The sequence below is a fragment of the Nostoc sp. MS1 genome, assembly GCF_019976755.1.
In the GTDB taxonomy this organism is placed as follows: domain Bacteria; phylum Cyanobacteriota; class Cyanobacteriia; order Cyanobacteriales; family Nostocaceae; genus Trichormus.
This window is the reverse complement of sequence record NZ_AP023441.1, coordinates 3,894,631-3,907,021: the sequence shown is the minus strand read 5'-3', so window position 1 is coordinate 3,907,021 and position 12,391 is coordinate 3,894,631. Positions and strand designations below refer to the sequence as shown.

At 41.3% G+C, this 12,391-nt stretch carries 8 protein-coding genes; all 8 read left to right on the top strand.

Annotation, left to right across the window (positions count from 1 at the left end):
* The first annotated feature begins 128 nt into the window (after window positions 1-128).
* Complete coding sequence (locus NSMS1_RS16905; protein WP_224085796.1) at window positions 129-683, top strand: Dps family protein; 555 nt, start codon at window positions 129-131, stop codon at window positions 681-683.
* Window positions 684-1,402: 719 nt separating this feature from the next.
* Window positions 1,403-4,675, top strand: a complete 3,273-nt coding sequence (gene carB / locus NSMS1_RS16900; RefSeq protein WP_224085794.1) for a carbamoyl-phosphate synthase large subunit — start codon at window positions 1,403-1,405, stop codon at window positions 4,673-4,675.
* A 925-nt stretch (window positions 4,676-5,600) separates the two neighbouring features.
* Window positions 5,601-6,557 (top strand): RNA polymerase sigma factor, RpoD/SigA family, encoded by a 957-nt coding sequence (locus NSMS1_RS16895; RefSeq protein WP_224085791.1) that lies wholly within the window; start codon window positions 5,601-5,603, stop codon window positions 6,555-6,557.
* Between the two features lie 249 nt (window positions 6,558-6,806).
* On the top strand, window positions 6,807-7,151 hold the full coding sequence (locus NSMS1_RS16890; protein WP_224085789.1) for a DUF760 domain-containing protein: 345 nt from the start codon (window positions 6,807-6,809) through the stop codon (window positions 7,149-7,151).
* Between the two features lie 161 nt (window positions 7,152-7,312).
* Window positions 7,313-7,738, top strand: a complete 426-nt coding sequence (gene mutT / locus NSMS1_RS16885) for an 8-oxo-dGTP diphosphatase MutT (RefSeq protein ID WP_224085787.1) — start codon at window positions 7,313-7,315, stop codon at window positions 7,736-7,738.
* A gap of 109 nt (window positions 7,739-7,847) precedes the next feature.
* On the top strand, window positions 7,848-8,306 hold the full coding sequence (locus tag NSMS1_RS16880; protein ID WP_224085786.1) for a CBS domain-containing protein: 459 nt from the start codon (window positions 7,848-7,850) through the stop codon (window positions 8,304-8,306).
* Window positions 8,307-8,497: 191 nt separating this feature from the next.
* On the top strand, window positions 8,498-9,160 hold the full coding sequence (gene nblB / locus NSMS1_RS16875) for a phycobilisome degradation protein NblB (RefSeq protein WP_224085785.1): 663 nt from the start codon (window positions 8,498-8,500) through the stop codon (window positions 9,158-9,160).
* A gap of 731 nt (window positions 9,161-9,891) precedes the next feature.
* Complete coding sequence (locus tag NSMS1_RS16870) at window positions 9,892-12,372, top strand: pre-peptidase C-terminal domain-containing protein (protein WP_224085784.1); 2,481 nt, start codon at window positions 9,892-9,894, stop codon at window positions 12,370-12,372.
* Window positions 12,373-12,391 lie beyond the last annotated feature (19 nt).

Below are 12,391 nucleotides of genomic sequence, written 5' to 3'. Positions count from 1 at the left end.
GATTGGCATTTTGGAAACAAAAATTTTAGAATTTTGTGATATTCACTAGACTTATTACACTTTTTGAAGTGCTAATATGTAGGAACTAAGCAGTTAACAACCATAACTGCTTAAAAGCGAGGAGAACAATGACTGATACACAAACTTTGTTACAAAATTTTGGTCAAGTCTACGACAATCCAGTTTTATTAGATCGGAGTGTAACTGCTCCGGTAACAGAAGGACTAAATGTTCTACTAGCTAGTTTTCAGGCACTTTATTTACAGTACCAAAAACATCATTTCGTGGTTGAAGGTGCAGAGTTTTACTCACTGCATGAATTTTTCAATGCCAGCTACAACGAAGTTCAAGACCATGTTCATGAAATTGGTGAACGCTTGAACGGTTTAGGCGGCGTACCTGCTGCAAGCTTTAGCAAATTGGCGGAATTAACTTGTTTTGAACAAGAATCTGATGGTGTCTATTCTTCCCGTAAAATGGTAGAAAATGACCTAGCAGCAGAACAGGCTATTATTAACGTTATTCGCCGCCAAGCCGCTCAGGCTGAGAGCCTGGGAGATCGTGGTACACGTTATCTTTACGAAAAGATTTTGTTAAAAACTGAAGAAAGAGCTTACCACTTAGCTCACTTCTTAGCTAAAGATAGTTTAACCTTGGGATTTGTTCAGCCTGCTCAGAATTAATTTCTGATTAATTTATAAGTAGTATTCTTAACAAGGTTAAATCCTCAATAAAATCAAGAATAGCAGTGAGTATTTACACTTACTGCTATTCTTTTTATTTTTATCTGTCAATATCATACTTTCGACTGACCTTACCGCCCTACCAAATTAACAAGACTAAACTTCTGCTGATTTATCGGCGGTTAATTTCATCTATTGATATTTTTAGTTGATTATGAAAGATTTTTGCAGATTATTTCTATTTGTTTACATAACTATTATGTAATTTAAAAAGAGCGAACTTGATTTACATAGTAAAGAGGTCACTGAAGAATTTCTGAGATTTTTTTTAATATGCGATCAGCTACGCTGGGCGGAACGCCATCGCCAAAACAAAACTTTTTAAGCAACTATAAAGATAACTGTTTTTAAATATAAAAATATAAAACCTTAATCATTTACTGCAATTATGAGATTTATGTCTCTCCCCAAAGGTTAGTATTGATATACTACCAAAGGTTGAATAAATGACTCAGTGCGATGGAGATGACAACAAAACCGACGCTGTAAAATCAGCGACCAGCGCACTATATAGAGATATGATCGTTTTGACTTTTTCCATGTTGTACCAGCAAGAAGCTGTTATCAAACCTAGAAAACTTGATAATCAACAACACTAAGAGGGGGAAAGACCCTTAAAATAATCAGGATTTGTATTCTCGTACTCCCACCCAACAACTATGCCCCGCCGTCAAGACCTCCAGAAGATACTATTATTGGGATCTGGCCCAATTGTGATCGGACAAGCCTGTGAATTTGATTACTCAGGAACTCAAGCTTGTAAAGCATTGCGTGAAGAAGGTTACGAAGTAGTGCTGGTTAACTCAAATCCGGCGACAATTATGACCGACCCGGAAACAGCCGATCGCACTTACATCGAACCATTAACACCGGAGTTCGTCGAGAAGGTTATCGCTAAAGAACGCCCAGATGCTTTACTACCGACAATGGGCGGACAAACAGCCTTAAATATCGCCGTGGCTTTGGCGAAAAATGGCGCTCTAGATAAATATAACGTGGAATTGATCGGTGCGAAGTTACCCGCGATCGAAAAAGCCGAAGACCGGAAACTTTTTAACGAAGCAATGGATAAAATTGGGGTGCAAGTTTGCCCCAGTGGTACAGCGTCAACTTTAGAAGAAGCCAAAGCGATCGCCCAACGCATCGGGACGTATCCTTTAATTATTCGCCCAGCTTTTACTATGGGTGGGACAGGTGGCGGTATTGCTTACAACCAAGAAGAATTTGAGGAAATGGCTCAAGTCGGGATAGATGCAAGTCCCGTTTCGCAAATTCTGATCGACCAGTCCCTCCTGGGTTGGAAAGAATACGAATTAGAGGTGATGCGCGACTTAGCAGATAACGTTGTCATTATCTGTTCCATCGAAAACCTTGACCCGATGGGTATCCACACCGGCGACTCAATTACCGTCGCCCCCGCCCAAACCCTCACCGATAAAGAATACCAACGGCTGCGGGATATGGCGATTAAAATTATCCGTGAAATTGGTGTAGAAACTGGCGGTTCTAACATCCAGTTTGCGGTAAATCCAGTTAATGGGGATGTAGTTGTCATCGAAATGAACCCCCGCGTTTCCCGCAGTTCAGCCTTGGCTTCCAAAGCAACGGGTTTCCCAATAGCCAAAATGGCGGCTAAGTTGGCTGTAGGTTACAGCTTGGATGAAATTAGAAACGACATCACCAAGAAAACCCCCGCCTCCTTTGAACCGACAATTGATTACGTCGTTACCAAAGTTCCCCGCTTCGCCTTTGAGAAATTCCCAGGTTCGGAACCAGTGCTAACCACACAAATGAAATCAGTAGGGGAAGCAATGGCCATTGGGCGGACTTTTAACGAGTCTTTCCAAAAAGCGTTGCGTTCTCTGGAAACTGGGCGTGCTGGTTGGGGTTGCGATAAAGCCGAAAAATTACCCAGTGGGGAACAAATTCGCGCCCAACTACGCACACCAAACCCAGATCGGATTTTTTCGTTACGTCATGCTTTGCAATTAGGTATGAGTGCGGAGGAAATCTATGAACTCACAGGGATTGACCCTTGGTTTCTAGATAAAATGCAGCAATTGTTGGAAGTGGAAAAGTTCCTCAAGCGGACACCATTACAACAGTTGACAAAAGAGCAAATGTATGCAGTTAAACGCGATGGATTTAGCGATCGCCAAATCGCCTACGCCACCAAAACCACCGAAGATGAAGTCCGCACTTACCGCAAACAGCTAGGAGTTATCCCAGCTTATAAAACTGTCGATACCTGCGCGGCTGAGTTTGAAGCCTTTACACCCTATTACTATTCCACCTACGAAGAAGAAAGCGAAGTCACCCCCACAACCAAACCCAAGGTGATGATTTTAGGAGGTGGCCCCAACCGGATCGGTCAAGGAATCGAATTTGACTATTGTTGTTGTCACGCCGCCTATGCACTCAAAGGTGCTGGCTACGAAACAATTATGGTCAACTCCAACCCAGAGACAGTTTCTACAGACTACGATACAAGCGATCGCCTCTACTTTGAACCATTAACTAAAGAAGATGTTCTCAACATTATCGAAGCGGAGAACCCAGTCGGAATCATTGTCCAATTTGGCGGACAAACACCTTTAAAGTTGGCGCTACCGTTACAGGAATATCTGCAACAGCAGTTAGCAGATGATTCTGACACACTCACCACAAGAATTTGGGGAACTTCCCCCGACTCCATAGACAGAGCCGAAGACCGGGAACGGTTTGAGAAAATCCTTAAACAGTTGAATATTTCTCAACCACCAAACGGAATTGCCAGGAGTTACGAAGACGCTCTGATTGTTGCTAAACGTATCGGCTACCCGGTGGTAGTGCGTCCGAGTTATGTATTGGGGGGAAGGGCGATGGAAATCGTCTACTCTGATGCAGAGTTGGAACGTTACATGACCTTTGCTGTGCAAGTAGAACCAGAACACCCAATTTTAATCGACAAGTTCCTGGAAAATGCTATCGAAGTTGATGTGGATGCGATCGCCGACCATACGGGGCGAGTAGTGATTGGCGGCATCATGGAACACATCGAACAAGCGGGGATTCACTCAGGCGACTCGGCTTGTTCTCTACCCTCAATTTCTCTACCACCAGCCGTCCTCAATCAAATCCGCTCTTGGACGGTACAACTAGCACAGTCGCTTTCTGTAGTTGGGTTAATGAATATTCAGTTTGCCGTCATTGGTGCAAGTACATATTCACCCCAAGTTTACATTTTGGAAGCCAACCCCCGCGCCTCTCGCACAGTACCCTTTGTTTCTAAAGCAACAGGCATACCCTTGGCGAAGTTGGCATCTTTGATTATGTCGGGTAAAACCTTGGAAGAGTTGAACTTTACCCAAGAAGTTATCCCTAATCATATTGCCGTCAAAGAAGCAGTATTACCCTTTAATAAATTTCCTGGAACTGATACAATATTAGGCCCAGAGATGCGTTCTACAGGCGAAGTGATGGGAATCGACAGCGACTTTGGTCGCGCCTTCGCTAAGGCAGAATTAGGTGCAGGAGAACGGCTACCCCTATCAGGAACGGTGTTTGTTTCCATGAGCGATCGCGATAAGGCCGCAGCCGTACCTGTAGTTAAAGAGTTTATTGACTTAGGCTTTAAAGTCATGGCTACCTATGGTACACGCCGCGTTCTATTAGAACATGGCTTGAACGTCGAGCTAGTCCTAAAACTGCACGAAGGCCGTCCTCACGTTATTGATGCCATCAAGAACCAAAAAATCCAACTGATTATTAACACCCCATCAGGAGAAGAAGCACAAACCGACGCGCGATTAATTCGCCGTACAGGTTTAGCCTACAAAATCCCCATCATCACAACCATCGCTGGAGCTAAAGCCACTGTTGCCGCCATTCGTTCGATGCAAAATACTACTTTGGATGTAAAAATCATCCAAGAATATTGCCCAAATTTTTAGGGGCTAAGAACTAAGAGATGAGGGGGATGAGAAGTATATAGGTTCACTTACCGCAGAGTTGGATATAGGGTAAGTAAAAATTCTTCCCTATCTCCCCTCACTCCCGGTTGGTGAATCTCGACTCCGCTCGATTACCGCGTAGCCGTACCACTTCGTGGAAGCAAGCTACACGGAGCGTCTGTCTCCGACACGCTACGCGAACGCAGAGAACCACATCTCCCCTCACTCCCCTATCTCTCATCATGAAATCTGCATTAAGCGGTATTTACAAAGAAAATTAAGTAATTATTATAGAAAAATAATTATTGTTTTTATTGAGATATTTTAACAAATATAAGGCAATAGAGATTATCTATGGCAAAGATCACCAAATATATTTGTTGTGAGCCAAACTATCAGCAAAATCACCTTTTGCCATAACTTAGACAAGGCTCACAGCAACAATTAGAGCATTCTACCCGTCGTTAAAAACTGTATAGAAATTTTTGTTAGCAATTTTTATTGCTAAATCTTTCTCATAAATAAACCTTAATCTCAGTAACTTGGCAAATTACGAGGATAAGTAAAATAGCAAAATTTCTACATTTTTATGTGTTTTTAGCTACTAAAAATAAATCATATAAATTTGTAAATTCTAAATGAATCATTTTTTCTCATAAATGTTACAATTATTAATACAATGATCAGACCAAAAATGTTAACCTTGTCGCCATTTATCTAACCAAGGATAGTTGTGCGGAAGAGGGAATCACTGTAAGGTCTAGCAATTAAAGACCTATTTAAACTCCTATAACAGCCGAGATAATCGGGTGTCTAACTCCTAAATCATCAAACAACATCCCAGGCTAACTGGGCTTTGAAGGCAAAGAGCATCTATCCGTTAATGACCCTACCAACAGAACCAACATCACCAAAGAGTAGCGCCATGAAGACCGCTCCAACAGCCACAGACCTCGTGCGGACTTACCTGCGTGAGATTGGACGTGTACCCCTTTTAAGCCATGAAGAAGAAATTCGTTATGGTAAGCAAGTACAGCGTTCCACCAGCTTGCAGGAAGTGCGAGAGGAGTTGGCAACCCAATTGGGGCGTGAACCAAGCTTAGAAGAATGGGCAAAGGCTGCGAATATAGACTCAGCCCATTTAAATGAAGCGATCGCCGATGGCGAAATTGCGAAACGCAAAATGGTAGAAGCCAACTTGCGGCTTGTCGTTTCCGTTGCCAAAAAATACATTAAACGCAACGTTGATTTATTGGATTTGATCCAAGAAGGTAGTATTGGGATGCAACGGGGCGTGGAAAAATTTGACCCAACCAAAGGCTATAGATTTTCCACTTACGCCTATTGGTGGATTCGCCAAGCTATTACCCGTGCGATCGCCGAAAAAGCCCGTACCATCCGCTTACCTATCCATATCACCGAAAAACTAAATAAAATTAAAAAAGCCCAACGTCAACTTTCCCAAAGATTGGGACGTGCGCCAACAGCCCAAGAATTAGCCCAAGAACTAGAACTTACACCCAGACAAGTCAGAGAATACTTAGAAAAAGCCCGTCTCCCCCTATCCTTAGATTTACGCTTAGGAGACAATTACGACACCGAACTAGGCGAGATGCTGGAAGATCCAGGCGCTTCTCCCGAAGAATTTGTCATGCAATCTTCCCTATCTAACGACCTAGAAGTGCTGATGCAGCAACTAACGCCGCAACAGAAAGAAGTAATTACACTGCGCTTTGGCTTAATTGATGGGCAAGCCCTAACTCTAGCCAGAATCGGCGAAATACTCAATATCAGCCGTGAGCGAGTTAGACAAATCGAAAGAGAAGCCCTCACCAAACTCCGCAAGTCTAAAGCCAACATGGATGAGTATTTGGCTAGTTAGTCAACAGTCAACAGTCAACAGAGTTTCAGACTATGGACTAATGACCAATAACTAATGACCAATGACCAAAAGGTGAGAAAATCCCCTGATGATGGTTCGGTTACGCCCACTTTAGTATAGGAATGAGTTTGTTACATTAAGTGACAGGAACACCAAACGGTGAAACAAGTTCAATAATAGACAGATACTCAAGTCATATATTTAAAGTCACTATCATCACAGCCAGCAGTGTTATTGCAGGAGGAATAAGTGAGTAACCAATTTAATAGAGTTTCAGAATTTTTTGATAGCGATGCAGAAACAAGTAATTTGTTGTGGCAATATGTTAAGTCATTAAGTCCAGAAACAGTTACCCAACTTTCTAAACCCACATCACCAGAAGTTTTTCAGGTAATGGAACGCAATATTGTCGGATTATTGGGTAACTTACCTCCAGAGCATTTTGGTGTTACCATCACCACCAGCCGGGAGAATTTAGGACGCTTGTTGGCTTCAGCAATGATTAGTGGTTACTTTTTGCGTAACGCTGAACAGAGAATGAGCTTTGAAACAGTCTTACAAGGAAGTGAAAGTCATCAAAACGAAGCTGAATAGTTTGTAGTAAGCGCTTTAGTGGTGAAGTTTGTGTAGACTAAAGTCCTTACTACGAACAACATATGTAAACCGTATTAAGTTATATTTTTAATAAGTAAAAACTCGGTAGATATATAGTAAATCTGCCGAGTTTTGTTATTGGTCATTTATAGCAGAAAAATATGAATGCGATCGCTACTCCACCCCATAAAATTATCGGCGTTGCTGTCATTTGGAACGACCAGCAGCAAATATTAATCGACCGCCGTCGTCCAGGGGGAGCAATGGGTGGCTTGTGGGAGTTCCCAGGTGGGAAAATCGAACCAGGAGAAAGTGTAGAAGAATGTATTCAACGAGAAATTAAAGAAGAACTAGGGATATCAATTGAAGTAGGCGAACGTCTCATAACTATTGATCACACCTATACCCATCTGCGTGTAACTCTCACAGTACATCACTGTTGCTGGCTCAAAGGCATTCCCCAACCTCTGGAATGTGATGAAGTTCGCTGGGTAACGTTAGATGAACTAGACCAGTTTACATTTCCTGAAGCTAATAGCGAGATTATTGCTGCATTGCGAGGAGTAGACGAAGACAAGGGAGAATAGCAACTGTCAACTGTCAACTACCGTAACAATCTATTAACCAACATCAGTAGAGTTCCTGAATTTTCTACAATAAGCGCAGAGACTTTGGAAAAAGAGTATCAGCGAACCAATGCCTAAAATTGTTGCCGATGTGATGAGTCACAACCCTGTTGTTGTCAAGCCAGAAACGCCACTACAAGAAGCTATTAAGGTTCTGGCAGAACGACGCATTAGTGGTCTACCTGTTGTAGATGATGACGGTAAGTTGTTGGGCATTATCTCAGAGACTGATTTAATGTGGCAAGAAACTGGTGTGACTCCTCCTGCATATTTCATGTTTTTAGATAGTGTCATCTATTTACAGAATCCTACTGCTTATGACCGCGACCTGCATAAGGCGTTGGGACAAACTGTGGGCGAAGTAATGAGTAAAAATCCTGTGACTATTACGCCTGATGAGTCTGTGAAACAAGCGGCCCAACTAATGCACGATCGCAAGATTCACCGCTTACCAGTACTAGATGATGCAGGTCAAGTTATTGGCATCCTCACCCGTGGCGATATTATCCGCGCAATGGCAGCCAGTTAGTCAAAAAATTTTGGATTTTGGATTTTGGATTTTAGATTGAGCCTCCAAATTTGGGATTTTTTCTGCCACTTCTCTCCATGAGAGTGGCTCCACTAAGAACGGGGTATGAACCAAAAAATCTAAAATCTAAAATCGGCAATCTAAAATCTAAAATTGGCACAGTCAATAAGTTCATAAATTAGGATAGCTAAATGAGTATTAACCCTGAGTCGGTGAGAGAATCACTCAGTTCTGAAGATTTAGGTGAGCGCTTACGTGCGGTAAATCAGATCCGTGATTTAGAACCTGCGATCGCTTTTGAGTTAGTGCAAGTGGCTGTTACTGACAGTAATTCCCGTGTGAGGTATTCAGCAGTTAGTCAGTTCGATACATTAGGCGCTCAGGATTTAGATTTATCGTTAGATATACTGCGCGGTTTATTAACAGATCCAGAAGCTGATGTGCAAGCCGCAGCCGCCGACTGTTTAGGTGCGTTGAAATTACAAGCTGCTTTTGATGATTTACAGCAGCTTTATCACAACACCCCAGAATGGTTAGTGCAATTCAGTATTATTGCGGCTTTGGGAGAAATGGGAGATCCGCGATCGTTTGAACTACTCAAAGAAGCACTATCTTCAGATGTGGAATTAGTGCAAACGGCTGCAATTAGTTCTCTTGGTGAGTTGGGAAATAATCAAGCAGTTCCCTTATTAGCTCCGTATGCTACCAGTTCCGATTGGCAAATTCGTTATCGTGTTGCCCAAGCTTTGGGACGTTTGGGTGGTGCAGAGGCTAAGTCTATCCTAGAGACGCTGGTGAATGATGAAGTAGAAGCGATCGCTCTTGAAGCCAAACAATATCTACAATCAGTTTAATATGAGTCCGACAAATCTCTTGTAACCCCATCCTCACCCCCTGTCTTACTAATACAGGGGGAGGGGAGTAAAATCTTTATACACATTATGTTTTTAGCTGTTGTGTGCAAGTTCTAGAGTTATCAAAGCTGTGAAAAAATAGGTTTTTGATTTATTTTGCAGAAAGTTCCCGCAAATTAGACATTAAAGACTATATTTTCCAGGTTTGATGCTATTATATGCCTTAAATATTTTGAATATTTCTGCTGGATATTAGTAAAAAAAGACTTGAATAAGTTATTCAAGTCTTTTTTGCTGCTTATTCAAGCTGGCATCTACAATTTGTGTGAGGTTCTCCCATGTTAGGAACGGCTAGATTATTAAGTATAAAGAAATACTTGTTTATATACTTAATTATTCTTTATTTAAAAATATTTATTGTTACTTTATTAGATATTTATTCTTAAATTCGGTATTTATACCCTAATTTTATATTGGGTAAATGCACCCTGGCTAAATATAAAGATTTAAAAGCAACATTAAACAGATTGCACTCTATCTAATGTTGGCATTGAACTTTTAAAAATTTATAAGGTGTGCTTTACCAAATTATCTTGACCAGCAAATAAATTCCAATTCACAAAGTCTTTACAACATCTCAAATGGGTGACGTGTAAGGATGCAATGCTTTGCGTCCCTACGCTAACTCATGCTGACATCCTTTTTTTCAAAAACTATAACCAGGCATAACTATGACTGATAATGCGGGTAACACACTAACTACTGCTAGAAAACTCACCTTATCTTCTAGTCTTCAAACTTTCACAGACCGGGTAGACTCAACTGACCCTAATGATTTTTATAGTTTTAGTTTATCCGCTCGGAGTAGTCTGAATATTGCTGTTGATGGTTTGAGCGCTAATGCAGATGTGCAGTTAATTAAGGACACTAACAGCAATGGTTTAGTTGATAGCGGCGAAGTTATCAGTGGCTCTTACAGGACAGGAAGTAGCAGTGAATCGCTTCGCCCAACTCTAGATGCCGGAAACTATTTCATTAGGGTTTATTCTAACACTGGCGATACTAACTACAATCTTAAAGTCTTTCAAAACTTTGCTCCAACCTCTCTAGATTTTAAACTCAACAGTACAAGCCTCAAAGCAACTGATACCCTCACTATCAATAGTGGTTGGGTATTAGATAGTAACGGTGTTAGCGACCTATCCAGAGTGGATTTCCGCATTCAAAGAGCTAACGGAAGTTGGATAGATGTAGCTGATGCTAATACGTTTACCGCCGACCCTAACAATTCCAACAGAGCGAGTTTTGGCTACAGTCTCTCTCTCAATAGCTTGAATCTAACAGCTGGTACTTATACTCTTCAGGCCATAGCTTACGACCAGACTGGTGCTGCTAGTAATACAGTACGCTTAGGTTTGAATGTTGATAATCCTGGGCTGACATTAACTACAGATAAAAAAATCTCTCCAACTGTTAATATTCAGACCTTCACAGATAAGGTAGATTCAACCAACATCAATGATTTCTATAGTTTTAGTCTGAATGCTCGTGGTAATCTGAATATCGCTGTTGATGGCTTGAGTGCTAACGCAGATGTACAGATCATTAGAGATGCTAACAGCAATGGTTTATTTGATGGCGGTGAGGTTATCACTGGTTCTTACAAAACAGGAAGCAACAGTGAATCGATTCGTACAACTCTAGATAGTGGTAATTATTTCATTAGAGTCTATTCACAAGCTGGCACTACTAATTACAATCTCAAAATATTTGAGAATTTTGCACCAACTTCACTCGATTTTAAGCTCGATAATACCAGCCTCAACCCAACAGATACCCTCAGTGTCAATAGTGCTTGGGTATCAGATAGCAATGGTGTCAGTGACCTATCCAGAGTAGATTTCCGTATTCAAAAAGCAGACGGAACATGGTTGAATGTGGCTGATGCTACTAGCTTTACTGCTGATTCTAGTAATGCAAATAAAGCGAGTTTCAACTACAGCTTGTCTTTAGGTAGCTTAAATCTCGCAGATGGTACTTATAGTCTCCAAGGCATAGCCTATGACAAGACTGGTGCTGCTAGTAATACAATCCAACAGACATTTACACTAACAACAGCTGCTACTAATACTGCTACTGATACTGCTGTTGACGATTGGTTTAGCAAAAATATTCTCGACCAACAACTCATTACATTGACACGCAACTTAGCAACCGACGGTCTTTTAAGCCGTCAGGATATGCTGAGTATCTTTAGAAATGTAGAAGATAATTCTGCAATTGATGCTAATGAGGTAAAAGACCTCAAAACATTGTTGGGTACTAGCACTCCTTTTACTTTGCAAGACCCTGTGAAGTGGCTCTCTACACAGGTTGCTAATAGTGCAACTGTAGATATGAGTGCTAGTAATTTTGAGTCTAAAGTTGGTCAGTGGTTTTTGGGTACGGTTGCACCGACACCTGTGTTCAATGGTAAAAATCTTACCTATACTGTCGTGCAAGGTACTCTTTTTGGCACTGCTAACGAAGCGCGAATTGGTGATATTGACCAAGGCGGTTTAGGTGATTGTGCATTTTTAGCAGCTTTAGGTGCAACTTTTGGTCGTCAATCTGATGATTCTGGCAACAAGTCTAGTTCTGTTATCAATAATATGATTACAGATAATGGAGATAATACTTATACTGTACGTTTTTACTCAACTACAATTTTCGAGCCTGGTGAAGCACAATATGTGACAGTTGATCGTCGTATCGCTACCAGTGTAGCTGCTAAAAGAAATAATAATGTTCTTTGGGTGGCTTTAGTTGAAAAAGCTTATGCTCAATGGCGTGAATGGAGAGACGGCAAGGCTGGTTATAACCTTATTGGGAACGGTGATTCGCTTTCTCGTCCTCTTCAGTTTATTACTGGAAATAAATTTACTACTGCTGATCCAACAAACATTAATTGTTTTTCTGCTATTGACGCAGCTCTAGCTAATGGCAAGGCTGTAACTACAGCCACAATAGGCAGTGGTACAACCTATATTGTAGGCGACCACGCTTACTCAGTGACAAATGTTTATACTAGTACTAATGGTGAAAAAAGATTTGTAGTGCGTAATCCTTGGGGTGTAGATGGTAGAACAATAAGTGGTACTAACGATGGATTCATTGACCTGTCTTTTGAAGAGTTTAGCAAGTCTTTTAATTATGGGGTTGTTATAGCTTAGGAAGACTGATTAAAAAATA

Bases quoted from the DNA above. Each gene is read 5' to 3' on its own strand.
- mutT (WP_224085787.1), top strand. From the start codon at position 7,313: ATGAATGCGATCGCTACTCCACCCCATAAAATTATCGGCGTTGCTGTC.
- NSMS1_RS16895 (WP_224085791.1), top strand. From the start codon at position 5,601: ATGAAGACCGCTCCAACAGCCACAGACCTCGTGCGGACTTACCTGCGT.
- NSMS1_RS16880 (WP_224085786.1), top strand. From the start codon at position 7,848: ATGCCTAAAATTGTTGCCGATGTGATGAGTCACAACCCTGTTGTTGTC.
- NSMS1_RS16905 (WP_224085796.1), top strand. From the start codon at position 129: ATGACTGATACACAAACTTTGTTACAAAATTTTGGTCAAGTCTACGAC.
- nblB (WP_224085785.1), top strand. From the start codon at position 8,498: ATGAGTATTAACCCTGAGTCGGTGAGAGAATCACTCAGTTCTGAAGAT.
- carB (WP_224085794.1), top strand. From the start codon at position 1,403: ATGCCCCGCCGTCAAGACCTCCAGAAGATACTATTATTGGGATCTGGC.
- NSMS1_RS16870 (WP_224085784.1), top strand. From the start codon at position 9,892: ATGACTGATAATGCGGGTAACACACTAACTACTGCTAGAAAACTCACC.